Annotated in this window: 26 protein-coding genes and 1 tRNA gene; 12 read left to right on the plus strand and 15 right to left on the minus strand. The window is 63.0% G+C overall.

Annotation, left to right across the window (positions count from 1 at the left end):
* The first annotated feature begins 72 nt into the window (after positions 1-72).
* The gene (locus tag O3306_RS03845) at positions 73-3249 is read left to right on the plus strand and encodes a valine--tRNA ligase (RefSeq protein ID WP_272003557.1); all 3177 of its coding nucleotides are present in this window, start codon (positions 73-75) and stop codon (positions 3247-3249) included.
* Positions 3250-3285: 36 nt separating this feature from the next.
* On the opposite strand, the gene O3306_RS03850 is transcribed toward O3306_RS03845, so the two are convergent.
* Both O3306_RS03850 and O3306_RS03855 read right to left on the minus strand, forming a co-directional pair.
* The gene (locus O3306_RS03850; RefSeq protein ID WP_272003560.1) at positions 3286-4080 is read right to left on the minus strand and encodes a crotonase/enoyl-CoA hydratase family protein; all 795 of its coding nucleotides are present in this window, start codon (positions 4078-4080) and stop codon (positions 3286-3288) included.
* 62 nt (positions 4081-4142) lie between these two features.
* Complete coding sequence (locus O3306_RS03855; RefSeq protein WP_272003563.1) at positions 4143-4307, minus strand: Tat pathway signal protein; 165 nt, start codon at positions 4305-4307, stop codon at positions 4143-4145.
* 98 nt (positions 4308-4405) lie between these two features.
* Between O3306_RS03855 and O3306_RS03860 the strand changes: the two genes are divergently transcribed.
* Both O3306_RS03860 and O3306_RS03865 read left to right on the plus strand, forming a co-directional pair.
* On the plus strand, positions 4406-5515 hold the full coding sequence (locus O3306_RS03860) for a pyridoxal phosphate-dependent aminotransferase (protein ID WP_272003565.1): 1110 nt from the start codon (positions 4406-4408) through the stop codon (positions 5513-5515).
* Between the two features lie 68 nt (positions 5516-5583).
* The gene (locus tag O3306_RS03865) at positions 5584-5760 is read left to right on the plus strand and encodes a hypothetical protein (RefSeq protein WP_272003567.1); all 177 of its coding nucleotides are present in this window, start codon (positions 5584-5586) and stop codon (positions 5758-5760) included.
* A 24-nt stretch (positions 5761-5784) separates the two neighbouring features.
* On the opposite strand, the gene O3306_RS03870 is transcribed toward O3306_RS03865, so the two are convergent.
* Positions 5785-6990 carry a pyridoxal-phosphate-dependent aminotransferase family protein gene (locus O3306_RS03870; protein ID WP_272003570.1) on the minus strand — a complete coding sequence of 402 codons (1206 nt, stop codon included), beginning with the start codon at positions 6988-6990 and terminating at the stop codon, positions 5785-5787.
* 151 nt (positions 6991-7141) lie between these two features.
* Here O3306_RS03870 and O3306_RS03875 point away from each other — a divergent pair, with 151 nt between their 5' ends.
* Complete coding sequence (locus tag O3306_RS03875) at positions 7142-7825, plus strand: tyrosine-protein phosphatase (protein ID WP_272004158.1); 684 nt, start codon at positions 7142-7144, stop codon at positions 7823-7825.
* 6 nt (positions 7826-7831) lie between these two features.
* Here O3306_RS03875 and O3306_RS03880 read toward each other — a convergent pair whose 3' ends face one another.
* From O3306_RS03880 to O3306_RS03910, 7 genes are all read right to left on the minus strand, one after another.
* A complete protein-coding gene (locus O3306_RS03880; RefSeq protein ID WP_272003573.1) occupies positions 7832-8839 on the minus strand; it encodes a type I glyceraldehyde-3-phosphate dehydrogenase in 1008 nt (335 codons plus the stop codon).
* Between the two features lie 237 nt (positions 8840-9076).
* Positions 9077-9397 (minus strand): hypothetical protein, encoded by a 321-nt coding sequence (locus O3306_RS03885; RefSeq protein ID WP_272003575.1) that lies wholly within the window; start codon positions 9395-9397, stop codon positions 9077-9079.
* Positions 9384-9542 (minus strand): hypothetical protein, encoded by a 159-nt coding sequence (locus O3306_RS03890; RefSeq protein WP_272003578.1) that lies wholly within the window; start codon positions 9540-9542, stop codon positions 9384-9386. The genes O3306_RS03885 and O3306_RS03890 overlap by 14 nt, the downstream gene beginning before the upstream one ends.
* A gap of 167 nt (positions 9543-9709) precedes the next feature.
* Positions 9710-10048: a hypothetical protein gene (locus O3306_RS03895; protein WP_272003580.1), complete on the minus strand. Its 339-nt coding sequence runs from the start codon at positions 10046-10048 to the stop codon at positions 9710-9712.
* Positions 10045-10479 (minus strand): M20/M25/M40 family metallo-hydrolase, encoded by a 435-nt coding sequence (locus tag O3306_RS03900; RefSeq protein WP_272003582.1) that lies wholly within the window; start codon positions 10477-10479, stop codon positions 10045-10047. The genes O3306_RS03895 and O3306_RS03900 overlap by 4 nt, the downstream gene beginning before the upstream one ends.
* Before the next feature lie 264 nt (positions 10480-10743).
* Complete coding sequence (locus O3306_RS03905) at positions 10744-11592, minus strand: carbon-nitrogen hydrolase family protein (protein WP_272003585.1); 849 nt, start codon at positions 11590-11592, stop codon at positions 10744-10746.
* Positions 11593-11652: 60 nt separating this feature from the next.
* The gene (locus O3306_RS03910; RefSeq protein WP_272003587.1) at positions 11653-12582 is read right to left on the minus strand and encodes a GlxA family transcriptional regulator; all 930 of its coding nucleotides are present in this window, start codon (positions 12580-12582) and stop codon (positions 11653-11655) included.
* Positions 12583-12694: 112 nt separating this feature from the next.
* Between O3306_RS03910 and O3306_RS03915 the strand changes: the two genes are divergently transcribed.
* The 5 genes from O3306_RS03915 to O3306_RS03935 all read left to right on the plus strand — a co-directional run bounded on the left by O3306_RS03915 (position 12695) and on the right by O3306_RS03935 (position 19163).
* Positions 12695-13945, plus strand: coding sequence for a sarcosine oxidase subunit beta family protein (locus tag O3306_RS03915; protein WP_272003590.1), 1251 nt, complete (start codon positions 12695-12697; stop codon positions 13943-13945).
* A 64-nt stretch (positions 13946-14009) separates the two neighbouring features.
* Entirely contained in the window at positions 14010-14297 is a 288-nt protein-coding gene (locus tag O3306_RS03920; RefSeq protein ID WP_272003592.1) for a sarcosine oxidase subunit delta, read from the plus strand.
* A complete protein-coding gene (locus O3306_RS03925; protein ID WP_272003595.1) occupies positions 14294-17242 on the plus strand; it encodes a sarcosine oxidase subunit alpha family protein in 2949 nt (982 codons plus the stop codon). The genes O3306_RS03920 and O3306_RS03925 overlap by 4 nt, the downstream gene beginning before the upstream one ends.
* Positions 17235-17804 carry a sarcosine oxidase subunit gamma gene (locus tag O3306_RS03930; RefSeq protein WP_272003598.1) on the plus strand — a complete coding sequence of 190 codons (570 nt, stop codon included), beginning with the start codon at positions 17235-17237 and terminating at the stop codon, positions 17802-17804. Before O3306_RS03925 ends, O3306_RS03930 begins: the two co-directional genes overlap by 8 nt.
* Positions 17805-17837: 33 nt before the next feature.
* The gene (locus tag O3306_RS03935) at positions 17838-19163 is read left to right on the plus strand and encodes an NAD(P)/FAD-dependent oxidoreductase (RefSeq protein ID WP_272003600.1); all 1326 of its coding nucleotides are present in this window, start codon (positions 17838-17840) and stop codon (positions 19161-19163) included.
* A gap of 12 nt (positions 19164-19175) precedes the next feature.
* Here the strand turns inward: O3306_RS03935 and O3306_RS03940 are convergent.
* Both O3306_RS03940 and O3306_RS03945 read right to left on the minus strand, forming a co-directional pair.
* A tRNA-Gly gene (locus O3306_RS03940) sits at positions 19176-19249 on the minus strand.
* A 64-nt stretch (positions 19250-19313) separates the two neighbouring features.
* The gene (locus O3306_RS03945) at positions 19314-19985 is read right to left on the minus strand and encodes a TIGR04283 family arsenosugar biosynthesis glycosyltransferase (protein WP_272003602.1); all 672 of its coding nucleotides are present in this window, start codon (positions 19983-19985) and stop codon (positions 19314-19316) included.
* A 114-nt stretch (positions 19986-20099) separates the two neighbouring features.
* Between O3306_RS03945 and ygfZ the strand changes: the two genes are divergently transcribed.
* Complete coding sequence (ygfZ, locus tag O3306_RS03950; RefSeq protein WP_272003605.1) at positions 20100-20834, plus strand: CAF17-like 4Fe-4S cluster assembly/insertion protein YgfZ; 735 nt, start codon at positions 20100-20102, stop codon at positions 20832-20834.
* A 48-nt stretch (positions 20835-20882) separates the two neighbouring features.
* Here the strand turns inward: ygfZ and efp are convergent, their stop codons facing one another.
* Positions 20883-21446, minus strand: coding sequence for an elongation factor P (efp, locus tag O3306_RS03955; protein WP_272003608.1), 564 nt, complete (start codon positions 21444-21446; stop codon positions 20883-20885).
* A 217-nt stretch (positions 21447-21663) separates the two neighbouring features.
* Between efp and O3306_RS03960 the strand changes: the two genes are divergently transcribed.
* Positions 21664-21990 (plus strand): DUF6280 family protein, encoded by a 327-nt coding sequence (locus O3306_RS03960; RefSeq protein ID WP_272003611.1) that lies wholly within the window; start codon positions 21664-21666, stop codon positions 21988-21990.
* Between the two features lie 145 nt (positions 21991-22135).
* On the opposite strand, the gene O3306_RS03965 is transcribed toward O3306_RS03960, so the two are convergent.
* Positions 22136-22720: a cobalamin biosynthesis protein CobQ gene (locus O3306_RS03965; protein WP_272003613.1), complete on the minus strand. Its 585-nt coding sequence runs from the start codon at positions 22718-22720 to the stop codon at positions 22136-22138.
* A gap of 60 nt (positions 22721-22780) precedes the next feature.
* Between O3306_RS03965 and O3306_RS03970 the strand changes: the two genes are divergently transcribed.
* A complete protein-coding gene (locus tag O3306_RS03970; protein WP_272003615.1) occupies positions 22781-24241 on the plus strand; it encodes a cobyric acid synthase in 1461 nt (486 codons plus the stop codon).
* A 27-nt stretch (positions 24242-24268) separates the two neighbouring features.
* On the opposite strand, the gene O3306_RS03975 is transcribed toward O3306_RS03970, so the two are convergent.
* Complete coding sequence (locus tag O3306_RS03975) at positions 24269-25345, minus strand: hypothetical protein (RefSeq protein ID WP_272003618.1); 1077 nt, start codon at positions 25343-25345, stop codon at positions 24269-24271.
* Between the last annotated feature and the right edge of the window lie 74 nt (positions 25346-25419).

Below are 25419 nucleotides of genomic sequence, written 5' to 3' on the forward strand. Positions count from 1 at the left end.
CAGCGCATCTTCCCCTCGCCCCGCGCATTGGGTAAGCCACCACTCAACCACGCAAAGCAGCGGAGATACCCGATGGGACTGGACAAGACATTCGACGCCGCCGAGGCCGAACAGCGCATCTATGACGCATGGGAAAGCTCGGGCAGTTTCGCCGCCGGGGCCAATGCCGCCGAAGGGGCCGAGCCGTTCAGCATCATGATCCCGCCGCCCAACGTCACCGGCGTGCTGCATATGGGCCACGCGTTCAACAACACGTTGCAGGACATCCTGATCCGTTGGAAGCGGATGCAGGGCTATGACACGCTCTGGCAGCCCGGCACCGATCACGCAGGCATCGCCACGCAGATGGTCGTGGAACGGATGCTGGCCGAAAACCAACTGCCCAGCCGTACCGAGATGGGCCGCGAGGCATTCCTGGAAAAGGTCTGGGAGTGGAAAGAGAAATCCGGCGGCACCATCGTCGGGCAGCTCAAGCGCCTTGGCGCCTCCTGTGACTGGTCGCGCACCGCCTTTACCATGGCCGGCGCGCAGGGCGACACGCGCGTGGGCCACGAGGGCAGCGCCAATTTCCATGACGCGGTCATCAAGGTCTTTGTTGATATGTACAACAAGGGCCTCATCTATCGCGGCAAGCGGCTGGTCAACTGGGACCCGCATTTCGAGACCGCGATTTCCGATCTGGAAGTCGAGAATATCGAAGTCGCCGGCCACATGTGGCACTTCAAATACCCGCTCGCCGGTGGCGAGACCTATGAATATGTCGAGAAGGACGAAGACGGCAACGTCACCCTGCGCGAGACCCGCGATTACATCTCGATTGCCACCACCCGGCCCGAAACCATGCTGGGCGATGGCGCGGTCGCGGTGCATCCATCGGACGAACGCTATGCGCCCATCGTGGGCAAGCTGTGCGAGATTCCGGTGGGCCCGAAAGAGCACCGCCGCATGATCCCGATCATCACCGACGAATATCCCGACCCCACCTTTGGCTCGGGCGCGGTCAAGATCACCGGCGCGCATGATTTCAACGACTACGAGGTGGCCAAGCGCGGGAATATCCCGATGTACAACCTCATGGACACCAAAGGCGCGATGCGCGCCGATGGCAAACCCTACGCCGAAGAGGCCGCCGTCGCGCAGGCCATCGCCAATGGCGAACAGGAATTCGACGAGGCGATGATCGCCGCCATGAACCTTGTGCCCGAAGAATATCGCGGTCTGGACCGGTTCGAAGCGCGCAAGCGGGTCGTGGCCGACATCACCGCCGAGGCTCTCGCCGTGATGGTCCCCAATCCCGCATGGGAATCCGCCGATGAAGACGCCAGAGAGGGGCTGAGCCCCACGATCCCGTTGGTGGAAAACAAACCGATCATGCAGCCCTTCGGCGACCGCTCCAAGGTGGTAATCGAGCCGATGCTGACCGACCAATGGTTCGTCGACACCGCCCAGATCGTCGGCCCCGCGCTCGACGCCGTGCGCAATGGCGACGTGCGGATCATGCCCGAGTCGGACCGCAAGGTGTATTTCCACTGGCTGGAGAATATCGAGCCGTGGTGCATCTCGCGCCAGTTGTGGTGGGGGCATCAGATTCCGGTCTGGTATGGCCTCGATCTGGAACGCGGCGAATTCAAGGATGACGAGGCGGACGGCGCGCTCGATATGGTCGAGATGCAACGCCTGCTGTGGGATCAATCGCTGGCACCCGGCACCGACCGCTACCATGCCGCGCCTGATTTTGACGGGCTAAAGGACAAGTTTGATGACGTTCTGGCAGGATTGCCGACGCCGCTGAACCATGCGCGCCTTGTCGAGGTGGCAACGCGCGAAGAGGCCATGCACCGTCTGGCTGAAAGTCTGGCGGACTATGTCGCCACCCAAGACCCCACGCATTTGCTGTATCCGGTCTGGCGCGACCCCGACGTGCTCGACACGTGGTTCTCCTCCGGCCTCTGGCCCATCGGCACGCTGGGCTGGACCGGCGATGCCGAGAAGGATGCGCAGAACGAGGCGCTGCAAAAATACTTCCCCACTTCGACCCTGATCACCGGGTTCGACATCATCTTCTTCTGGGTCGCCCGGATGATGATGATGCAATACGCCGTAGTGGGCCAAAAGCCGTTCTCGGATGTCTACGTCCACGCCCTCGTCCGTGACGAGAAGGGCAAGAAGATGTCCAAGTCGCTCGGCAACGTGCTCGACCCGATCGAGCTGATCGACGAATACGGCGCGGATGCGGTGCGCTTCACCCTCACGGCCATGGCCGCCATGGGCCGCGACCTGAAGCTCAGCACCCAGCGCATCGCCGGCTATCGCAACTTCGGCACCAAGCTCTGGAACGCCGCGCGCTTCGCCGAGATGAACTGCGCCACCACCGCCAATGCACCGACGGATTACCGACGTCTTACCGACGCAAAACAGACGGTCAATAAATGGATCATCGGTGAAACCGCGCAGGTCCGCGCCGCCGTTGACGACGCGCTGGAACAATACCGGTTCAACGACGCCGCCAACGCGCTTTATGCCTTTGTCTGGGGCAAGGTCTGCGACTGGTATGTCGAATTCTCCAAGCCGCTGCTGATGGATGGGACAGACGAGATAAAGCAGGAGACACAAGAGGTTATGGCTTGGGTCATCGACCAATGCGTGATCATGCTGCACCCCATCATGCCCTTCGTCACCGAAGAGCTGTGGGGCACGCTGGGCGAGCGTGACAAAATGCTGATACATACCCCTTGGCCCACCTACCAACCCGCTGATATGGTTGACGAAAATGCCGACCGGGAAATGAACTGGGTGATCTCGCTGATCGAATCCGTCCGCTCTGCCCGTGCCCAGATGCACGTGCCTGCCGGGCTGAAAATCCCGATGGTCGTGACCACGCTTGATGAGGCCGGTCAGGCCGCGTGGGACCGCAACGAGGCGATGATCAAACGGCTGGCGCGGGTCGACAGCCTGACGCATGTCGACACCTTCCCCAAAGGCTGCCTGACCGTCGCCGTCGAGGGTGGCAGCTTTGGCCTGCCTCTCGCGGATATCATTGATATCGGTGAAGAAAAGGCGCGTCTGGAAAAAACGCTGACGAAGCTGGACAAGGAACTTGGGGGCCTGCGCGGGCGCCTCAAGAACCCCAAATTCGTGGCATCCGCGCCGGATGAGGTGGTCGAGGAAACCAAGCAGAACCTGGCCCTGCGCGAAGAGGAAGCGGCGCAACTGCGCGCCGCGTTGGAGCGCCTCAACGAGATCGGATAACTCGCAGGGTGGGTTTCAAACCCACCCTACCCAGCCTCACGCGCTGGAACCGAACTTTGGTGCCCGCCCCGCCATGTTGGCGCTGATCACCTCCATCTGGTCCGGCTTGCCGATAAGGTCGGTTTGCGCCCGGCTCTCTGCCAACAGCACGTCGCCCTCGGGCGCGCCGGATTCAGCGTATTCTATCAATGCCTTGGCCGCTCGGATCGCCGATGGGCTCTTGCCCGCGATCTCGGATGCCAGCGCCTCTGCCACCGCCAGCGGATCATCCGCAATCTCGGTGACAAGCCCCCATTCCGCCGCCTGTTCCGCCGATACCGGCGTGGCCGAATAGGTCATCCGCCGGATCACATCGCTGCGCGTCAGATGCGGCAATAGCGCCATGCCGCCCATATCCGGCACGAGGCCCCATTTCATCTCCATGATCGCCAGTTTTGCGTCCCGGGCGGCAATGCGAATATCTGCCCCCAGCGCCAGTTGAAACCCCGCGCCATAGACCGCGCCCTGCAACGCAGCGATCACCGGCACGGGAAGTTTACGCCAAATTAATGCAACTTCCTGAAAAAGGTTGGCGTTGCCGTGGGTGCGCGGCATCACCAAAGCCTCGGGATCACCCGCCGCCAGTTGCGCAAAACTCATCACGTCGAGGCCCGCACAGAACGCCGCGCCCTCGCCCGACAGCACCACAGCGCGGATGTCGGCCTGCATCAGCGCCTGACCTGCGGCGACGATGGCTTCGGCCATGGCCGGATCGACCGCGTTGCGTTTTTCCGGTCGGGTCAGGCGGACATGTGCGATGTGGTTGTCGATGCGTGTGGTGACACGAGGCATGAGCGGGCTCCTATCATTTTGCGACAGGGGAGCGCAGCACAGATGCCCGCGCAAGCAAAACCTTACGGCACCCAGCGATCCACCGCGCGCATCATGCCCAGCGATTTGTCATAGATCAGCGTCAGGATCCGCCGGCCGCCGGTGCGCGTGGCAATCGCCGGTAACGTCCGGGCCGCGCCTGCCGCCAACGTGGCCGCGATAAAGCCTCGACGGGATAGATTGGTCATGAACTGCCTGCCTGTTGTTGCGAATGATTCTCATATAGTGGCGGTCAGAGCCGCATTCAAGGATTGCACCCCACCCACCCCTATCGTTATCTGGCGCCATGACTTATCCGCGATACACCGATCTGATCCAGTCCCTGCCCGCCTCCGTGCCCTTCGTCGGCCCCGAAGAACTGGAGCGCGCACGCGGCGCCCCCTTCGCCGCCCGGCTGGGCGCCAACGAGAACGTATTCGGCCCCTCGCCCCGCGCCATCGACGCCATGCGCGATGCGCTGGAAGGCATCTGGAAATACGGCGATTCGACGAGTTTCGACCTCAAGCAGGCACTGGCCGCGCATCTGAATGCCGCGCCGGAAAACATTGTGATCGGCGAAGGCATCGATGGATTGCTGGGCTATCTGGTCCGCCTGTTGATCGGACCCGGCGATGCGGTCGTCACCTCCGACGGGGCCTATCCGACCTTCAATTACCACGTCGAAGGCTACGGCGGTGTGCTGCACAAGCTACCCTACCGCGACGATCACGAAGACCCCGAGGCCCTGTTCGCCAAGGCGGCAGAGGTGAACGCCAAGCTGATCTATCTGGCCAATCCCGATAACCCGATGGGCACCTGGCACAAGGGTGAAACCATCCTGCGCGCGCTGGAGAAACTGCCCGAGGGCAGCCTGCTCCTGCTGGACGAGGCCTATGTTGAATTCGCGCCGCATGACACGGCCCCGCAGATCGCGCCGGACGATCCGCGTGTCATCCGCATGCGCACCTTCTCCAAGGCCTACGGCATGGCTGGCGCGCGTATCGGCTATGCCTTCGGCGCGCCGGCTCTGATCCGCAACTTTGACAAGATACGCAACCATTTCGGCCTGAACCGTGCCGCGCAGGCCGGGGCCCTGGCCGCGTTCCAAGACACCGACTGGCTGGCGCATATCATCGGACAGGTCGATGCTGCGCGCAGCCAGCTTGCCGAGATCGCTAGGGAAAACGGATTGGCCTCGCTGCCTTCGGCCACAAACTTCGTCGCCATAGACTGCGGCGCGGATGGCGATTTTGCCCGTAAGGTGCTGGCGTCCCTGACAGCGCAGGGCCTGTTCGTCCGCATGCCCTTTGTCGCGCCGCAAGACCGCTGCATCCGCGTCAGCTGCAGCACCGACGCGGAACTGGAGATCTTCCGCACGGCCCTGCCAAAGGCGCTGGAACAGGCGGTGCGCGGCTGAGTGCGCGGAGCCGCGCCGATCCAAAAATTTGACCTGACAAATCGGCGCGGCGCGGTATCATCCTGTGTATGCGACGCGGAAACATGCCCTCTGCTCCGGATTACACCAACGCCGCCCTGGCGATGGGGCTGGTCAATCTGATCTGGATCTTTTTCGTTCTGTGGGTGTCCTTCGGCCTGCCATTCGTCCTGTTGGCGGGCTACGGGCTGAACCTGCTGATCGACCAGATCAGGCGGCGCGGCTGACCCCGCGCGGCCCTCGCATCAGGGTCAGGCAGCTCCGTCAGCCGCTATCACCTGAGCCGCCGCGCTGACGCCACCGGCCTGATGCGGCACATCCAGCGCCGCCAGCCCGGCCTCGATCGAACCCAGAACGCCCAGCACCATATGCGCGTTGACATGCCCCATATGGCCGATGCGGAAATAGCCGTGCCAGGCCGGATCGGCGGCGTCGGCCATCCCCAGACCGATGCCGAGGGTGACACCGGTATTGCCCTCCACCCAGCGGCGCAGATCGGTTGCGCGTGGTGCGGGCAGCGACAGAGATGTGACCGCGCGGCTGCGATGTGCCGGATCGGCCACGTTGAGGCGCAGCGCACCGGCCTCGCCCCAGACATCCGCAGCAGCCCAGATGGCGCGCGCCAGCGTATCGTGGCGCGCCCAGACGGCCTCGACCCCTTCGGCGTGGATCATGTCGAGCGCTGCGCGCAGCCCGTAGAGGTGATGCGTGGGGGCGGTGCCACAAAAATACTGATAGTAGACTTCCGGATCGGCGCGGCGCGTCCAGTCCCAATAGGGGCTGACCCGCTCCAGACCTGCGCGCACTTCCGCCGCGCGCTCGTTGAAGAAGACGAAGCCCAGGCCGGGCGGTGTCATCAGCCCCTTCTGGCTGGCGGTAACGGCGACATCGACGCCCCATGCATCCATCTCGAACCGGTCGCAGCCAAAGCTGGCAATGCAATCGGCCAACAACAATGCCGGATGCCCTGCCGCGTCAAGCGCCGCCCGCAAGGCTTTCACATCATTGCAAATACCGCTGGACGTATCGACATGGGTGACCAGCACCGCCTTGATCCGACGGTCGATGTCACCGCGCAGCGCCGCCTCGACGCGAAGGGCATCTATCGGGCTCTGCTTGCCGAAATCCATCACCTCGACCACCGCCCCCATGCGGCCTGCCATCTCGGCCCAGCCATGCCCGAAGAGGCCCGAGGCCAGCACCAGAACCGTGTCGCCGGGTGCCACGGTGTTGGCCAGCGCCGCCTCCCATGCGCCGTGCCCGTTGGCGATGTAGATCGCAACCTGTTGACGGGTGCACGCAACGCGGCAGAGATCGGGAAGCAGGCTGGCGGTCATCTCGATCAACTCGCCCTCGTAGATGTTGGGCGCAGCCCTGTGCATGGCGCGCTGTACCGCGTCCGGCACCACCGATGGTCCGGGAATGGCAAGGTAGGGGTGTCCGCTGGCAAGACTCATGACGCGCTCCGAGAGGTTGATCTATCGGACACTAGAGCGGCAGCAGGCAGCGTCAATGCCCCAGCCTGCGCTTGTCTTGTCTACGCCCTGCCCCTACATGAAGGCATCGCGCGGTCGGCAGGCCCGGCGCATCCTCGACGGCAAGGCGGACATGACCTTATTCAAGCGGATCACCGATTGGGAACGCAATCTGCGCCAGTCCTACAACACCGACCTTTCGACCCCTGAAAACCGCCGCCGGGCCGAGATTTACAACCTGTGGTTCGATCACGCGGTCCTGCGGATGTTCTGGACCAATTTCCACCCTGTCGCGCCCGGTGTCTACCGGTCGAACCAACCAACGCACCGGCGGTTCGAGAAACTCAAGGCTATGGGCATCCGCACCATCCTGAACCTGCGCGGCGCGGCAGGTGCGGCGCATTTCCTAGTCGAAGAGGAAAGCTGCGCACGCCTTGGCCTTACGCTGGTCAACGTTACGCTGCATGCGCGCTATGCAGCACCACGCCAAGACATTCAGGCGGTGATCGACGCATTTCGCAGTATCGAAAAACCCTTTGTCATGCATTGTAAATCAGGGGCTGACCGCGCCGGTTTTGCCTCGGCGATCTATCTTCTGGTGATCGAGGGCAAAACCGTGGAAGAGGCGCGCCGGATGCTCAGCTTCCGGTTTCTTCACATCAAAAGCTCGCGCACCGGCGTGCTGGGATATATTCTGGACCTCTACGAGGCGCGCAACGCCCAAGAGCCGATCAGCTTTGAAGACTGGGTGGCGACGGAGTACCAGAACGAAGAGGTCCAGCGGGACTTTGAAGCGAAGTTCAAACCGCGCTTCTAAGGCGCCTTAAGCCTTCGCCCCTCGCCGTCCGATCCGCTCGGCCATGTCGAGCATGCGGCACGAAAACCCCCATTCATTGTCGTACCAGCCGAACACCCGCAGCAGCCCGCTCGCGCTGACCGAGGTTTCGCGACCGCTGAGGATGATCGACTCGGGCCTGCCGCGCAGATCGGTCGAGACCAAAGGCTGTTCGGTCCAGCCAAAGACACCGCCCGGCGTCGCGGCTGCCTTGAGCAGCGTATTCACGCCCTTTTCACTCGTCGGTGTCCGGGTCTGCACGACCAGGTCGATGCACGACACGCTGGCGGTCGGCACACGGATCGCCCGCGCCTCGATCCGGCCGCTCAGATGCGGCAGGACCAGATCGGTCTGGTGTTGCGCGCTGGTGGTGGTGGGCACCATCGACAGGGCGGCGGCCCGGCTGCGCTCGGGGTTTCCACGCGGTTTGTCCACTGTTGGCTGACTGCCAGTGTAGCAATGCACGGTGGTCATATGCCCGCCGAGGACGCCGTATTCTTCATCCAGCAGCTTCAGCAACGGCGCCAGCGCATTGGTCGTGCACGACGCGTTCGAGACAATGCGCGCATCCCCCAACGCATCCTCGTTTGCGCCCAGAACCAGCGTCACGTCGGCCTCGTCAGCCGGGCCCGAAACCAGAACCGCACCAGCGCCCGCCTGCAGCCCGCGCTCGGCCACCGGGCGTCGGCCTGCCATGCCAGTGCATTCCAGCACCAGGTCGGCACCGCTCAGATCAAGGGTGCGCAGATCGGCTTCGGCATGAAACGGGATGGCACGGCCATCGACGATCAGCGCCTTTTCCCCCGTTTCGACCTGTCCAGGCCAAGGGCCATATACGCTGTCATATTGAAAGAGATAGGCGCAGGTTTCCAGCGGTTCGATCTCGTTGATCAGAACCAGCTCGAACCCCTCGCGCCCTTGCAGGAGGATACGCAACAGCGCGCGGCCAATACGGCCGAAACCATTGATGGCGATACGGATCGGGCGTTCTGGCATTGCATCCTCCGGCACTGGTTTGCCATATCGCCAAAGCGTTTTGCCTTTGAGATGAGGCATCAGGTAAAGGCGAAAGGCGCGTAACGTTCAGATGTCGCGCGCGTTTCGCGAAACCCCGTGGTTCAGGCTTTTCGTAAAACGCTTTAGCGCAGGCGAACCCGCCCTGCCAACCGGCAAATTGTACCGCATACATTGCGCCGCGCCGCTCTTGCGCCATTGCGGGCATCTTCGCGAACGTCAGATGGCGCGCAGCCAGTCGTCCCACTGCGGATCATCAAACATCACGCGCGCGCGGCCATATTTCCACAACCCGTATTTCTGATAGTCGAAATCCCACTGTGAGAGTTTCCGCTGCTGCACCGCCCAAGACCCCCATTTCATATCCGCAACGGCCCGCGCGACAGTAACGCGCGCCACTGGATCGGGGCGGACATGGCTGTAATACCGCTCGATCATTTCCAGAGAGGTGGCGGGATCGGTGAACACCTCTGCAAGAAAAACACCGATTTCATAGGCGCGTTCATTGGTCGATGCGAACGCGAAATCAGTCAGCTTCATGTCCTGAATGGTCGCGCCAGATATCCGCCTCAACACCGCGCCACGCCGGAGAGGCCATCACCGTCAGCGGATTGATCATCGCATCGGGCGCCGCCTTCAGGACCGTTTCCGCCCGCGCACGGGCCTGCGATTGGCGATCTGTCATTGCGTCCTCCTTCAATGTCGCGGTGTGGTCGGCCAATGGGCCTTGGTCTGGCCGAACAGATCCAGCTGCGCCTCGAGCCGGGCTGCGAGATCAAGCAGACGGTAGTCATCAAGCCGATGCCCAACCAGTTGCACCCCTACGGTCAGGCCGCGCGCATCGAACCCACCTCAGATCGTGACCGCCGGGTGGCCCGACTGGTTGAAAGGCGCGGCAAACGTGGTGTGGCGCAGCGGTATGGCGGGGTATGACCCACGCCGTTCAGCGGCAAAGTTGACGAGCGGCATCACTGGCGTGAGCAGGAAATCGACCCCTTCCATCAACGCCCGGCAAAAGGCGACACCGCGTTCGATCCCGCAGGCAATCTCGAGGGTGCGTGCAGCGTTCCAGTCGCCCGCCTCGATCTGCTGGAAGGTCAGCTGCATTACCTCGAGTGGTGTGATCCAGCGGTTTGCGAAACCGTCCTGCAACTCTTGCAGTGTCATCATTGAAAGTGCGTCGATATTCATGAATTTCCTTTCAATGCGCTGCATTCCGGCACCGCAGCCTTTTCCACATCGCCATCCGCCAGCAGGGCCAGCAAGGCGTGCATCATCGCATCCAGCCCGGCGATCATGTCGGCATCACTGGTGAATTCTTCGGGCGCGTGACTGATGCCGCCCTTCGAGGGCACGAAAATCAGCGATGCAGGACAGACCGACTGCAATTGCACCGCATCATGCCCGGCGATCGTGTGCAGCCGCATCTGCGGTATTTTCGCGTTGTCCAGCACCGCTTCGATCCGGGCAATCGCGCCCGCGTCAAAGGGGAGGGCCGCGCGGATCTCGCTATGCTCGATCCCAACGGTGCAGCCGGTTTGCTCTGCGGCATCATCCAGCGCCTCGTCGAGACCGGCAGTCATGGCGTCGAGCGCCGCCTCGTCGCCGCTGCGCAGATCCACCCAGAGACGGACCGACGCGGCGACGGTATTGGGCGAGTTTGGCTGAGCCTCAATCTGCGCAACCGAACTGTGTCAAGCCGTAGACGCATCGCGCGCCAGCGCGTGCACCTCGGTGATGGTCAGCGACAATGCGGGAAGTATGGCCCGCCCAATCAGCGCAGCAATGAGCCAGCGCGGTACGGCGGCTTTCTGCAAGATGTCCGCTAGGCCAACAATCGTGCATTAACCCCGGTCAGTTCAGGGGCTGAACCTTGACGCTGCCCGTCAGGCAGCCCCGGACAGGTCACGTTGCGGCGGGGCGAATGGCGCGTCGTTCCCAAGGCTCGGAACGCGCGCCTCGGTTTCGGCGACCAGATCAAGATCGATCCGGGCGGAAATCACGCCGGGACCGGCACCGCCATCGGCCAACACCCTGCCCCACGGATCGACAATCAGTGAATGGCCGTAGGTCTCTCCACCGCCCGGCACCGGCCCGACCATCCCCGCCGAAACCACGAATCGCGTCGTCTCGATCGCGCGGGCGCGGTTCAGCACATGCCAATGCGCCGCGCCGGTCAGTGCGGTAAAGGCCGCGGGACAACACAGTATCTCGGCCCCGCCCTGCGCCAGCGCACGAAAAAGATGCGCAAACCGCAGATCGTAACAGATCGTGTGCCCGATCCGTGCCAGCCCTGTGTCGTGAATAACTGCGCAGTCGCCCGGGGTGACGGTCGCGCTTTCGCGGTAGACCTCGTTGGCCGAAAGCGTGACGTCAAACATGTGAATCTTGTCGTAGCGCCCGGTGATCCGGCCCTGCGGGTCCAGCATCAGACCGCGATTGATGATCCGGCCGTCCGCTCCTGCCACCGCAATCGACCCCAGATTGATCCAGACGCCATGCTCGGCGGCAAAGCCCAGCATCGCCTTCAGGAACGGGTGCGCGGCCTCATCGGCCACGGGCGGGGCGACGGCGGGGCCATCCGTGGCCAGACCGCCGCAATATTCAGGCAGGAACAGAATCTGCGCCCCACCGGCGACGGCTTGTCGCGCCAGCGGCAGCGCCTCATCCAGCGCCGACTGGAATGTCGGACGTGCACGGGTTTGCAGACAGGCGATCGTCAAGGCACGGGTCATCGGTAGGCTCCTATGGTATGATGCGCACCCTAGCGCAGGCTGAAACGCGGTGCAAAGCGCTCAGCGGTAGGCCGAGGGCGGCTGCCCATATTGCGCGGCATAGCAGCGCGAGAAATGCGCCGAATTGGCAAAACCTGTGGCGAGGGCGATTTCAGTCAGAGGCAAGGCCGAATTGCGCAACAGGCTCTGGGCGCGCTCCAGCCGCAGCGCCCGGTAATACTGCATCACCGGCTGACCCAGCTGCGCCTGAAACAGCCGCCCCAATTGCCGCCGCGACACACCGGCAATCAGCGCCAGCTGCGCCAAGTCTAGCGGCTCGGCGATATGGCTTTCCATAGCGGCCACGGCATCCAGCACCGCGGCGCTGTGGCTGCCGATCCTCTCGACCAGCCCGGCACGCTGCGGGCCGATAGGTGGGCGGACCTCGGTATGCATGAACCAATCACTGACCCGGCGGGCGAAGCCGTCGCCATGCTGACGCGCGATGAGTGCATGCATCATGTCGAGTGGTGCAGTCCCGCCCGCACAGGTCATCCGGTCGCGGTCGATCACATAGAGCGTGCGCTCGATTCGCAAATCAGGCGACAGCTCAGCCAAAGCCGGTGCATATTCCCAATGCAGCGTCATCCGCCGCCCGGCCATCAGACCGGCCCGCGCCAACAGGACCGGCCCACCCGACACGCCGCCCATCACCGTCCCGGTCCGCGCCATACGCGCCAGCCAGTGCAACAGCGCCCGGTTGGCAACTTCGGTCAGGTCGCCACCCGCAATGACAAAGAGCATATCAAGTTTCAGATCATCACCGACCTGCGCCTGCGGCTGCACCGTCGCCGCGCCGGAGCTGGGCACCGGTTCCGGGCCTATGGCCACCGGGACAATGTCATAGAGTTGCCGCCCCGCCAGCAGGTTCGCCGCGCGCAGCGGCTCTGCCGTCGCGGCATAAGACATGAGGGCGAAATCGGGAATCGGCAACAGGCCGACACGAGTCACGCCCCTTTTGTACGATACGTCCATAACAGACACCTAATTGTCTCTTACAGGAAAGTCTAGCACCGGCAAAATCCGCATTCTCGGGCGCAACAGACCCAGCAGGACCATCCCCATGCGTTACTCCGCACTTCGCATCCTCAAAGAAGGCCTTACCGGCAACAAAGGCTGGAAACCCGTTTGGCGAGACCCGGAGCCGAAGAGCGAATATGACGTTGTCATTATTGGCGGCGGCGGGCACGGACTGGCGACCGCTTATTACTTGGCAAAGGAATACGGCATCACCAATGTCGCCGTGTTGGAAAAGGGCTGGATCGGCAGCGGCAATGTCGGCCGCAACACCACGATCATCCGCTCCAATTACCTGCTGCCGGGCAACGAGCCGTTCTATGAGCTCTCGCTGAAACTGTGGGAGGGGCTGGAGCAGGATTTCAACTACAATGCGATGATCTCGCAACGCTCGATCCTGAACCTGCTCCATTCGGACGGCCAGCGCGATGCCTTCATCCGGCGCGGCAACGCGATGTTCCTCGCCGGCGCGGATGCCGAATACGCAGATGCCGACCAGTTGCGCGCAGAATTGCCGTTTCTCGATTTTGACAACGCGCGTTTCCCGATCAAAGGCGGCCTTTACCAGCGGCGCGGCGGCACGGTGCGCCACGATGCGGTCGCCTGGGGCTTTGCCCGCGGTGCAGACAGTCGGGGCGTCGATATCATCCAGAATTGCGAAGTCACCGGCTTTGACATCGAAGGCGGCGTCTGCCGCGGTGTCGAGACCTCGCGCGGTCCGATCCGGGCACGCAAGGTGGCGATGTGCGTCGCAGGCTCTTCGAGCCGTGTCGCAGCACAGGCGGGCATGCGTCTGCCGATCGAATCCCATGTGCTTCAGGCCTTTGTCACCGAAGGTCTGAAACCGGTACTGCCCGGTGTCATCACCTTTGGCGCGGGCCATTTCTACGTCAGCCAGTCCGACAAGGGCGGGCTGGTCTTTGGCGGCGACCTTGATGGCTACAACTCCTACGCCCAGCGCGGCAACCTGCCAGTGGTCGAGGACGTGGCCGAAGGCGGCATGGCAATCATGCCGATGATCGGACGCGCCCGCCTCTTGCGCAGTTGGGGCGGGGTCATGGACATGTCGATGGATGGCTCGCCCTTTATCGATCGCACCCACATTGCAGGCCTCTATTTCAACGGCGGCTGGTGCTATGGCGGGTTCAAGGCGACCCCGGCCTCGGGCTGGTGCTATGCTCACCTCTTGGCCCGCGATGCGCCCCATCCGGTGGCCACCGAAATGCGCCTGGACCGGTTCGCGCGCGGTCACATGATCGACGAAAAAGGGATGGGCAATCAGCCCAACCTGCATTGAGCGTGCCCATGCTTCTTCTTTGTCCAAATACTCGAATCCAACGCCCCCGACCGGAGACCAGAGGATGATCATCAACCACCCGTTACTCGGGCCCCGCGATGCGGCCGAGTTCGTCTATCTCGGCGATGCCGCCCTCATTGATCGGCCCGACTGGCAGGCCAAGGACGCCGCCGAGCAATTCCACGCCTATGGCTATTTGCGCGACAACCCCGCAGGCACCCATCAGGAACTGTGGTATCACGAACAGGGCGATCGCAGCTGGCTGGTGGTGACCCGCGATACGCTGACCCATGAAATCACCGATGTTCAGATCGCCCGTGACGTGGCTCGCAGCCGGGGGCGCAGCGCATGACCCAGATCAATCGTCTCGGCGGAGGCCTTGTCAATCAAGGCCAGACGCTCAGCTTCACCTTCAACGGCAAACAGATGCAGGGCCACCCCGGCGATACGCTGGCCTCGGCACTGCTGGCCAACGGGCAGCTTCTGGTTGGCCGGTCTTTCAAATATCACCGCCCGCGCGGCATTTTCACCGCCGGGTCAGAGGAGCCGAATGCACTGGTGCATTTGCGTTCCGGTGCACATCAGGAACCGAACACCCGCGCGACGGTGGCAGAGCTGTTTGACGGTCTTACCGCCACCAGCCAGAACCATCGCGGATCCCTCGAATTTGACCTGATGGCCACAACCGATCTGCTGGCACCGTTCCTCAGTGCCGGGTTCTACTACAAGACATTCATGTGGCCGCGCGCGTTCTGGGAAAAACTCTACGAGCCAGCCATTCGCATGTCAGCGGGCCTTGGTCGCCTGTCGATGCAGGAAGATCCCGACACCTATGACAAGGGATATCTGCACTGTGACCTGCTGGTAATCGGCGCAGGCCCGGCTGGTCTCGGCGCGGCACTCGCCGCGGCCCGGAGTGGCGCGCGCGTCATCCTCGCCGACGAGGATTTCGCCCCCGGCGGGCGGCTCAATGCCGAAACGCTGGAAATCGACGGCATGGCCGGACGCGACTGGGCAGCAGCGACCATCGCGGAACTGGCGGCAATGGACAATGTGCGGCTGATGACCCGGACCACCGTCTACGGCGCCTATGACCACGGCACCTATGGCGCGCTGGAACGCTGCACCGATCACCTCGCCAATTCCGGCGGCAAACCGCGCCAGATCCTCTGGCGGATCTATTCCAAACGCGCCGTTCTGGCAGCGGGCGCGACTGAGCGACCCATCGCCTTTGGCAACAACGACCGCCCCGGCATCATGCTGGCTGGCGCTGTGCGGACCTATGTGAACCGGTACGGCGTGACCCCCGGCCAGCGGATGGCAGTGTTCACCAACAATGACGACGGCTGGCGCACCGCCGCCGACCTCGCGGCCAAGGGCGTGGAAGTCTGCGCCATCATAGACACCCGCGACGCCCCTGCCGTCTGCGACGTGCCCGGTGCGCGCCATATCCGCAACGCGGGCGTGGTCAACACGGTCGGGCGCAAGGCTTTGCGCGCAATCACCCTTACCGATGGGCAGGTCATCCCCTGCGACGGCCTCGCCGTTTCGGGTGGCTGGAACCCCAATGTCCACCTCACCTGCCATCAGCGTGGCCGTCCCGAATGGAATGAATCCATCTCTGCCTTCGTACCCGCCGGCGACCTGCCCCCAGGAATGGCCGTGGCCGGGGCCGCCAATGGCGCGCTGACCCTCGGCGCGGCGCTTGAACAGGGGCGCAATGTCGCCAATGCCCAGATCGAGGATCTCGGCTTCACCCCGTCGCGCGACACGCCCCCCCGGGCCGAGGACGAACCGCATACCGGCGCGCCGGTCTGGCACATCGCCGCCAGCACGAAACGCGCTTGGCTCGACCTGCAAAACGATGTGACGGTCAAGGACGTCAAGCAATCCTACCGCGAGGGCTTCCGCTCGGTCGAGCACATGAAGCGCTACACCACGCTTGGCATGGCCACCGATCAGGGCAAGACCGCGAATATTCCGGCCCTGGCGATCATGGCGGAATGCACCGGCAAAACGATCCCCGAAACCGGCACGACCATGTTCCGCCCGCCCTACACGCCCGTCCCTCTGGGCGCGCTGGCAGGCCGGGCACGCGGACGCGAATTCCGCCCTTATCGACTGACCCCCAGCCACGAATGGGCCAAGGCCAATGGCGCCACCTTCGTTGAAGTCGGCAACTGGCTGCGTGCGCAATGGTTTGTCCGGCCCGGCGAAAAGGGCTGGCGTGACAGCGTCGACCGCGAAGCTTTGCAAACCCGCCAGACGGTCGGCATCTGTGATGTGACCACGCTGGGCAAGATCGACGTGCAGGGCCGCGACGCGGCGGCCTTCCTGAACAAGATCTACGCCAACGGCTTTGCCAAGCTGGCCGTGGGCCGTGTGCGCTATGGCATCATGCTGCGCGAGGACGGCATCTGCTACGACGACGGCACCACTGCACGGATGAGCGAAAACCATTACGTCATGACCACTACCACCGCCAACGCGGTTCTGGTCTACCGCCGGATGGAATTCGCGCGCCAGTGTCTGTGGCCCGACATGGATGTTCACCTGATCTCGACCACCGATGGCTGGGCGCAGTTTGCGGTCGCCGGGCCCAATTCCCGCAAGTTGCTGCAAAAGGTCGTGGACCCTGACCATGACTTGTCCAACGAGGGCTTTCCCTTCATGGCCTGTGGCGAGGTCACGGTCTGTGGCGGTACGCCCGCACGGCTCTTCCGCATCTCGTTCTCGGGCGAAATGGCCTTTGAGATCGCAGTGCCCGCACGCTACGGCAACGCGATGATGGGCGTGCTGATGGAGGCGGGACGTGAATTCAACGCTGTGCCCTACGGCACCGAGGCGCTCGGTGTCATGCGGATCGAGAAGGGGCACGCCGCGGGCAACGAACTGGACGGGCGCACCACGGCCTACAACCTGGGTCTCGGGCGCATGGTCAGCTCTGCTAAGGACTGCATCGGCAACACGCTGTCGAGACGACCGGAGATGAACTTGCCCGACGCGGTCAAGCTGGTGGGCTTCCGCCCCGTAGATCGGACGAAGAAACTCATCGCAGGCGCGCATTTCATTTCCGAAGGTAAGGAAGCGACAATGGCGAATGACGAGGGCTGGATTTCGTCAGTCGCCTATTCCCCTACCCTCGGCCATTCCATTGGCCTGGGCTTCATCAAATCGGGCGATACGCGGATCGGTGAAGTGGTCCGTGCCGTCAGCCCCGTACACAAGACCGAAATGCGGGTCGAAATCGTCTCGCCCCATTTCATTGACCCGGAAGGAGAGCGTCTGCGTGGCTGATTTTACCCTCACCGCCACCCCGCCGTTGGCAGGCTACAACCGCAGCTTTGGCTCGGTTTCGCTGAAGGCGCCCGCAAATCTTGCCATCGTCTCAATCGCGTTGCCGCTGGGCGGCGAGGCAGAGGCCGAAAAGGCGATCAAGTCCGCCTTCGGGATAGACCTGCCCGAAATCGGCCTTTTCAATGCCGCGCAGGGCGAAACGAGCATGCTCATGCGTCTTGGTAGCGATCTGGCATTTGTCCTTTTCCCTTGTGAGACCCCGGATGCCGAACCGCGCGTCGCGAAAAAGCTCAAGGGCGCGGCCTATACCACGGACCAGACCGATGTCTGGTGCGCGCTGGAGATCAGCGGAACCGGCAGCCTGGCCGCGCTGGAACGCATCTGCATGCTTGACCTGCATCCCGACGCGTTCAAGGTAAATGCGGTCGCCCGCACAGTGATGGAACATATGGGCGCGATCATCGCCCGAACCGGAGAAGACACCTATCTGCTGCTGTCGGCCAGTTCCTCGGCCAAATCTTTCCTGCACGCCATCGAACTCTCGATTGAAAACACCGCCTGACCGCGCCAAGATCCCGCGCGAAAGCGAGGCTTGATGGCAATCGGATGGATAAAAGACGCGCGCCCCGGCACCCCCTATTGGTGGGAGGTGCTGGGTGAGCCCGCGCCGGAGGATCCCCTACCCGCTCAGTGCGATCTGCTGGTCATCGGTGCCGGCTACACCGGCCTGTCTGCGGCCATCGCGGCCCATGATTGCGGCGCGCAAGTCGCGGTTGTCGATGCTGGCATCCCCGGCCGCGGCGCCTCGACCCGCAACGGGGGCATGTTCGGCGCGCATCCCCGCCTTGGCTGGGAAGAATTGCGCGGCCGCTTTGGGGCCGATACCGCCGACCGCATCTTTGCCGAAGCGCATACAGCGCTCGGCTTCGTCCGCGCGCTGATCGCTGACGAGGCGATTGACTGCGACCTGCAACCGACCGGGCGCATTCAACTGGCCTGGAGTGCCGCGCATTTTGCGGGACAAAAGCGCCTCGCCGAAACGCTGCGTGCCAAGAGCGCCGTAGACGTGCAGCTCGTCGAGCGCGCCGCCCTCTCCATCGAGATCGCGACCGAACAGTATTTCGGCGGCATCGTCTTTCCCGAGCATTGCGGATTGCACCCGGCCAAGTACCACGCCGGGCTGCTCGCCGCCGTCCGGCGGCGAGGCATTCCTGTCACCGGGAATGCAGGCGTTCAGATGTTGGAGCGCCATGCGACCGGCCATAGCGCGACAACGCCCAAAGGTCAGATCAAGGCAGACAAGATCGTGCTCGCCACCAACGGCTACACCACCAAACCATTCCACTGGCAGGCGCGCCGCGTCTTTGCACTGCCCAGCTACCTCATCGCGACCGAAGCACTGCCGGCCGATCTGATCGACGCTCTTGCGCCTGGGCGGCGGATGATGGTCGAAACCCGTGCGCGCCACAGCTATTTCCGCATCTCACCTGACGGCACGCGCGTCCTTTTCGGTGGGCGCGCCGCGATGGTGGGGGTGGACATGAAAACCGCCGCTGCCCGCCTGCACGCCACCATGTGCGAAATCTGGCCCGCGCTGAAACAGACCCGGCTCAGCCACGTCTGGTCCGGCAATACCGGCTACAGCTTTACCCATATGCCGCATGTGGGCTGTCATGACGGTGTGCATTACGCGATGGGGTTTTCCGGCTCGGGCACCGTCATGGCTCCCTATCTGGGCGCCAAGGTGGCGTGGCAGGCATTGGGCGATCCGCGCGGGGCAACCGCCTATTCGGATACCGCGTTTACGACCCACTGGCTGCATCCGGGTGGCCGCCCGCACTTCCTGCAGGCCGCGAATCTTTGGTACCGCAGTTACGTGGACTGGTCCGAGAACCGGCAGGGCCGCAAGGGCGCGCGCTGATGTGAGAAGTGCTGGAGCGGGTAGCGGGAATCGAACCCGCACCTTAAGCTTGGAAGGCTCTTATGATACCATTTCACCATACCCGCTCGGGCTGGCCTCTAGGTATTCGTGCTACGAAAAAGGGTCAAGCCCCAACCGCCCTGCAAGCGGTCAATACCGCCGCTTCAGCGCCTCCGGATCAGCGCCACAGAGATAGCATATCAGCAATGACAGGTTCCGTGCTCCGCGTCGCAGCCACCCATCGCGCGCATAACGCTCTGCACCGGTATGCACGAATCCCGGCATCCGCGTCAGCCGTCGCCCCAGACGGCGCGCCATCGCCACATCTTCCATCAGCGGGATATCCGCATATCCCCCGGCAGCGTCATAGTCTGCGCGCGAGATCAACAATCCCTGATCCCCGTAAGGCAGAGAAAAGAGCCGCGACCGCAGATTGGCCCAGCCCGCCACCAGCCACGCCGCCCCCCCGCCCCGGTCGAATCGCAGCCCGAAATACCCCGGCCGCCCGCGCGCGATCTGCGCCTGAACCGTGGCCGACCAGCCTTCTGGCAATATCGTGTCGGCATGCAGAAACAGCAGCCATGCTCCGCCCGCGGCCGCCGCACCGCGCCGCAATTGCCCACCGCGCGATGCAGGCCCCGCAACCACGATCGCACCAACCTCCTCCGCGATAAAAACACTGGCATCCACCGATCCGCCATCTGTCACGATCAGCTCGCGGATCAGCCCCGCCTCGACGCCCTCCATCAACGATGCAAGGGCAGCAGGCAGCACCGCCGCCGCATTAAACGTGGGGATCACCACCGATAGCTCTGCGCGCATCATCGCCCCCTGTTGTCGCCGTCACCGGATCCTAAAACGTTTCGCGAAATTCAGTGATTCAGGTTCTTCGCGAAACGCCTTATATGACACAGAGACAGCAAAAGGGGAGAGCCGATGACGCGCATCATCCATCAGATCACGGGCCAGGACGCAGCCTCATTTCTGCAAGGGCTGATCACCAACGACATCGCAAAACTAGAACACGGGCTGGTCTATGCGGCGATGCTGACGCCCCAGGGCAAGTATCTGGCCGATTTCTTTTTGTCACGGCACGGTGATGCCATCCTGCTCGACATCGATGCGGGCCTCTCCCCCGGCTTCATCCAGCGGCTGAACATGTACCGGCTGCGTGCCGATGTGCAGATCACGCAGAGCGATCTGAAGGTCGCGCGCGGCACCGGCCCCGCACCGGAGGGCGCGTTGGACGATCCACGCCACCCGGCACTTGGCTGGCGACTCTACGGTGAAACGGCCGGCGGTGACGGCACCGACTGGGACGCGCTGCGCGTCGCCCATTGCGTGCCGCAATCCGGGATCGAACTGACCCCCGATACCTTCATTCTCGAGGCCGGGTTCGGGCGGCTGAACGGCGTCGATTTCCGCAAGGGCTGTTATGTCGGCCAAGAGGTCACCGCCCGGATGAAACACAAGACCGAACTGCGCAAGGGGCTGGCCACGGTCGAAATCAGTGGCACCGCCCCCGTCGGAACCACCATCACGGCAGATGGCAAACCGGCCGGCACGCTCTTTACCCAATCGGGCGGGCGCGCCATCGCCTATCTGCGCTTTGATCGTGCGCAGGGCGCGATGCAGGCAGGCGATGCGACGATCACCTATACCGCGTCATGAAAAAGGGGCCGCACCAGCAGCCCCTTCATTTTGCCAAAAATACTCAAATCACGCGCGTTCGGAATATTCCATCGTCTCGGTGTTCACCACGATCGCCTCGTCCGGCCCGACAAAGGGCGGCACCATCACCTTGACGCCATTGTCCAGAACGGCTGGCTTGAAACTGTTCGCAGCAGTCTGGCCTTTCACCACCGGCTCGGTTTCAACCACAGTGCAGGTCACTTTCTGCGGCAGCGTCGCGTTCAGCGCCTCTGATTCGTAAAACTCGACCGCGATGGTCATGCCGTCCTGCAGGAACGGACGCCGGTCGCCGAGGATTTCGGCGGGCAGCTCGATCTGCTCATAGGTTTCGGCATCCATGAAAACCAGCATGCCCTCGCTCTCGTAGAGGAATTGCTGATCTTTTTGCTCCAGCCGCACGCGCTCGACCTTGTCGGCGCTGCGGAACCGCTCATTAAGCTTGGACCCGTTACGCAGGTTGCGCATCTCTACCTGGGCAAAGGCACCGCCCTTTCCAGGCTTCACGTGGTCAACCTTTACAGCTGACCACAGGCCGCCGTTATGCTCCAGTACATTGCCGGGGCGAATTTCGTTTCCGTTGATCTTGGGCATTGTAGCGAAACCTTGTTCAAAACTTGATTAAATTCGGCATATCCCTATATATAGGGTTCGGTTGCGGGGCAAGCTAACCAAATATCGTGCTGCAAGTGCAGAAGCCATGCACAGAGCGCATGGACGTTATGCATCTCCGCTCTATCCGAATCGTACGAAACAGGTCATAACCGGCGCTACGCCGAAAATACAAGAGCAATAAATCTAAGGACGAATCATGAAAGATTTCGTTGACGGTGCCGCCTTCAACAACGAGCAAGGCAATCGGGCGCGCAAACTTTTCGCGGCTGTTGTACTGGCCGCTCTCGATGATGCCATTTCCGACGACAAAAAGTACGGAAATGGTCCTGATCAAATCGCTCGCTGGGCGCGTTCGCGCGATGGCCGCGAAGTTCTGTCCTGTGCCGGCATCGACCCCAATGAGCGGGTCGTGATGGGCCTGATGGATTTCGTGTCCAAAGGCGTGCGGACTTCTGTCGCCCTTTCGCGCGAAGAAAGCGAACGCCGCAGCGCCGCTGCCGCGGCACAGGCCGAAGCCGCCTGATCCAATTCCCCGAAAGGGATAATTGAAGCCCTGCCATTCTGGCGGGGCTTTTGTTGTTTTCAGGGGTGTGCGGGTGACGCTGGGTAAGCCTGATCGATGGCGATCGACGTCAGGTTCGCGGTAAAACCGCGGTTAACGACTGGCTCTATCCACCATCCGCTGCGAAGACGAAAACCCAGATGAATACCGGCAGTATCTGGATCGTCGCCGCCAGCGCGATGAACGCGCGCGAACGCAGGCTGTCGAACCTGCGAAACAGCACGATCAGCAACAGCACACAAGCCGCCATCTCCAGCGGGCCGATGATGGCCCCGTAATGGCCGCGATCCCAGTAGCTGATCGGGCTTTGGAATACCCAGTCGCTCAGTGGCCAGAAATGCGGGCGCCCATCGTCATGGTGCAGCGGAAAATCGAATGCCAGGTGCAAGAGCGCCGAGGCGGTAAAAACCATACCCACCGCGCTGCCGCGCCACCAACAGATCGCCAGCAGCGCCCCCCAGACAAGGAACGAATTGTCGACCCTGAACACGTTCTGCCAACTGTCCGAGAAATAGAGCGTGCCAAAGACATGGCCGGGATCAAGGCCCTGTACGTAGAGCGCCCAGATGGACATGACATAGAGCGACAGGTCCGGGGCCAGTGCCCCCGCCGGCGCGGCCCATGTACGTCGCGGTGCGCCGGGCTTCGCAAAGGCGGCAGCGGCAAAAATCAGATGGGCTGGCGTGTTCATGGCTTCCCTCGGTCCGGGGCAGTTTGTACACCCGGCTAAGGGCGCAACATAGGACACCCCATGGCACTGGCAATCATGATTCAGGGCGCGGGCTCGAATGTCGGTAAGTCGATGCTGGTTGCAGGGCTGGCCCGTGCCTGCGTGCGGCGCGGGTTGAACGTGGCACCGTTCAAACCACAGAACATGTCGAACAATGCCGCCGTCACAGAGGATGGCGGCGAGATCGGCCGCGCTCAGGCGCTACAGGCGCTGGCATGCCGACGCACCCCGCATTCCGACATGAATCCCGTTCTGCTGAAACCCGAGAGCGACACCGGCGCGCAGATCATCGTGCAGGGCCAACGTTTCGCCACCCTTCGCGCCCGCGATTACGGCACCGCGAAACCCTCGCTGCTGCCCCCTGTGCTCGACAGCTTTCACCGTCTCTGCGCAAGTGCCGATCTGGTGCTGGTCGAAGGCGCTGGCAGCCCGGCAGAAATCAACCTGCGCGCAGGCGACATCGCCAACATGGGCTTTGCCGAGGCCGCTGGCGTCCCGGTGATCCTGGTGGGCGATATCGACCGGGGCGGGGTGATCGCGCAGATCGTCGGCACCCAGGCCGTTCTGACCCCATCGGATGCGGCGCGAATCAAAGGCTTTGCCATCAACAAGTTTCGCGGTGATCCCAGTCTTTTCGACGCCGGGCTGGATGAAATCGCCGGGCGCACCAGGTGGCCGTCACTGGGCGTTGTCCCGTGGTTTGCTGACGCCTGGCGGCTCCCGGCAGAGGATGTCATCGACATCGCGTCAAGCCCGCACGGTGGCCCGCTCAAGATCGCAGTACCGCGTCTGGGGCGAATCGCGAATTTCGACGACCTCGACCCGCTCAGCGCCGAACCCCAGGTCAGTGTCGAGATCATCGAACCGGGCCGCCCCCTGCCCGGCGACGCTGGCCTCGTGCTGATACCCGGTAGCAAGTCTACCACCGCCGATCTGGCTGTATTTCGCGCCAATGGTTGGGATATCGACCTGATGGCGCATGTGCGGCGCGGCGGGCATGTACTGGGTATCTGCGGTGGCTACCAGATGCTGGGGCGCGAGATTGCCGACCCCGAGGGAATCGAGGGCACACCGGGCTGCGTGACCGGGCTGGGCCTGCTCGACGTGACCACAGTGATGCGTCCCGAAAAGCGGCTGTCGCGCACGCGGGCCAGCTATCTGCCGACGGGCGCGATGGTCGAAGGGTACGAGATTCATATCGGCCAGACGGACGGCCCCGACTGCACCCATGCCTGGCTGGAGGTCGACGGCCAACACCATGGCGCGTCCAGCGCGGATGGGCGCGTGCGCGGCTGCTACCTGCACGGGCTATTTGCGTCCGATGCGTTTCGCGCGGCCTATCTCTCTGGTTTCGGTGCAGCTTCGACGCTCGCCTATGACGTCAGCGTGGAAGAGACGCTCGATGCGCTGGCGGCGCATCTGGAAACACATATGGATATCGACCTGCTCCTGCAGCTTGCAGGGACTCCCCGCGCGCCCTGATCCGGAAACGCGCGCTTCATCGCGCGCCTATTCCAGCTCCTGGCTGGCCAGCGCACGGTGAATCTCGCGCCGGACAAGCTTGCGGACGTTGCGCGTGATCCGCTCGCCCAGCCCGCCCTGTAGTTCCTGGCGGACAATCTCTGTCACCAAGTCGCGCAGGGCATCTTCGTCCAGAATCGCATCGGCGTCGTCATCGAGGCCCAGAAGATTTGCGGTTTCGTCTTCCAGCCGGTCCTCGCTATGCGTCGCTTCTGGCATTGGCGCTTCGTTGTCGCCAAAGGGTTCGGCCTGCGCCGTCTCGTCACTGGCAAGCGTATCCTTTGCAGAATCTGTTGCAGTCGCGGCGGGCTTTTCGGCACCTGTCGACGCTTCATCCGGTGCATCGGCAGATTCCGCATCTTCGGCCTGCGGCGCCTCTGTCGCGGCAGGACTGTCGTCATCCTCGGCATCACTTTCGGTGTTGCCATCGGCATCGCCGCCAGTGTCGCTCGGCACGTAGTCTTCCCACGGCAACGGCTCACCCTCTCCGCCAGCGTAATCGTCATCCGACGCGCCGTCAGGTTCCCATTGCTCTGACCGCCCGGCCACGGCCTGCTCCATCTCGGCGACGCGTTCTTTCAGCGCGGTGACGGTATCAGTTATGACATCGCGAGCGTCTTCAGAGTCAGAATCGGCTTCCTCGTCCACGTCCCAGTTATCGCTCTGGTCTTCGTCGTCCTCTTCAAACGCCGCGTGATCCGCCTCGTCATCCTCGTCATCTGCACCAGCGTGAAATTCCTCCCGCGCATCGTCGGTGTCTTCGATCTCGGAGTCAGGCGTAGAATCATCCCGCGTCTCGGCCGCAGGCCCATCTACAACGGTGCGTTGCGGCGCAGGGCCGCTCAGCGCGGCGTCCGGCAAAGGTGGGTCTTCATGCAGCGTCTCGTCCACCCGAAAGGACGGCGTCAAAACCAGCTTGGGTGCACCAAGCGCATCAGCGCCACTTTCCGGCTGCTCTGCGTTCCGGCTCGCCTCGCTCTTGGGGTCGGCATCTGCTCCCCGCGATTCGTTCGATACCAGCCGCCGGATAGACGACAGAACATCCTCGATTTCCACATTGGTCACGGGGTTTGACATTTTTTATACCACTCTTGCCTCAGTACAGCTTACCGGGCGGACGGGTTTGGCACAACAGATAG

Source organism: Roseovarius sp. ZX-A-9, assembly GCF_028369135.1.
In the GTDB taxonomy this organism is placed as follows: Bacteria; Pseudomonadota; Alphaproteobacteria; order Rhodobacterales; family Rhodobacteraceae; genus Roseovarius.

Bases quoted from the DNA above. Each gene is read 5' to 3' on its own strand.
- O3306_RS03850 (WP_272003560.1), bottom strand. From the start codon at position 4,080: ATGCCTCGTGTCACCACACGCATCGACAACCACATCGCACATGTCCGC.
- O3306_RS03965 (WP_272003613.1), bottom strand. From the start codon at position 22,720: ATGAACACGCCAGCCCATCTGATTTTTGCCGCTGCCGCCTTTGCGAAG.
- O3306_RS03885 (WP_272003575.1), bottom strand. From the start codon at position 9,397: ATGAAGCTGACTGATTTCGCGTTCGCATCGACCAATGAACGCGCCTAT.
- O3306_RS03925 (WP_272003595.1), top strand. From the start codon at position 14,294: ATGACCCAGATCAATCGTCTCGGCGGAGGCCTTGTCAATCAAGGCCAG.
- O3306_RS03960 (WP_272003611.1), top strand. From the start codon at position 21,664: ATGAAAGATTTCGTTGACGGTGCCGCCTTCAACAACGAGCAAGGCAAT.
- O3306_RS03855 (WP_272003563.1), bottom strand. From the start codon at position 4,307: ATGACCAATCTATCCCGTCGAGGCTTTATCGCGGCCACGTTGGCGGCA.
- O3306_RS03890 (WP_272003578.1), bottom strand. From the start codon at position 9,542: ATGACAGATCGCCAATCGCAGGCCCGTGCGCGGGCGGAAACGGTCCTG.
- O3306_RS03945 (WP_272003602.1), bottom strand. From the start codon at position 19,985: ATGCGCGCAGAGCTATCGGTGGTGATCCCCACGTTTAATGCGGCGGCG.
- O3306_RS03935 (WP_272003600.1), top strand. From the start codon at position 17,838: ATGGCAATCGGATGGATAAAAGACGCGCGCCCCGGCACCCCCTATTGG.
- O3306_RS03865 (WP_272003567.1), top strand. From the start codon at position 5,584: ATGCGACGCGGAAACATGCCCTCTGCTCCGGATTACACCAACGCCGCC.
- O3306_RS03920 (WP_272003592.1), top strand. From the start codon at position 14,010: ATGATCATCAACCACCCGTTACTCGGGCCCCGCGATGCGGCCGAGTTC.
- O3306_RS03860 (WP_272003565.1), top strand. From the start codon at position 4,406: ATGACTTATCCGCGATACACCGATCTGATCCAGTCCCTGCCCGCCTCC.
- O3306_RS03845 (WP_272003557.1), top strand. From the start codon at position 73: ATGGGACTGGACAAGACATTCGACGCCGCCGAGGCCGAACAGCGCATC.
- ygfZ (WP_272003605.1), top strand. From the start codon at position 20,100: ATGACGCGCATCATCCATCAGATCACGGGCCAGGACGCAGCCTCATTT.
- O3306_RS03870 (WP_272003570.1), bottom strand. From the start codon at position 6,990: ATGAGTCTTGCCAGCGGACACCCCTACCTTGCCATTCCCGGACCATCG.
- O3306_RS03895 (WP_272003580.1), bottom strand. From the start codon at position 10,048: ATGAATATCGACGCACTTTCAATGATGACACTGCAAGAGTTGCAGGAC.
- O3306_RS03905 (WP_272003585.1), bottom strand. From the start codon at position 11,592: ATGACCCGTGCCTTGACGATCGCCTGTCTGCAAACCCGTGCACGTCCG.
- O3306_RS03915 (WP_272003590.1), top strand. From the start codon at position 12,695: ATGCGTTACTCCGCACTTCGCATCCTCAAAGAAGGCCTTACCGGCAAC.
- O3306_RS03875 (WP_272004158.1), top strand. From the start codon at position 7,142: ATGACCTTATTCAAGCGGATCACCGATTGGGAACGCAATCTGCGCCAG.
- efp (WP_272003608.1), bottom strand. From the start codon at position 21,446: ATGCCCAAGATCAACGGAAACGAAATTCGCCCCGGCAATGTACTGGAG.
- O3306_RS03970 (WP_272003615.1), top strand. From the start codon at position 22,781: ATGGCACTGGCAATCATGATTCAGGGCGCGGGCTCGAATGTCGGTAAG.
- O3306_RS03880 (WP_272003573.1), bottom strand. From the start codon at position 8,839: ATGCCAGAACGCCCGATCCGTATCGCCATCAATGGTTTCGGCCGTATT.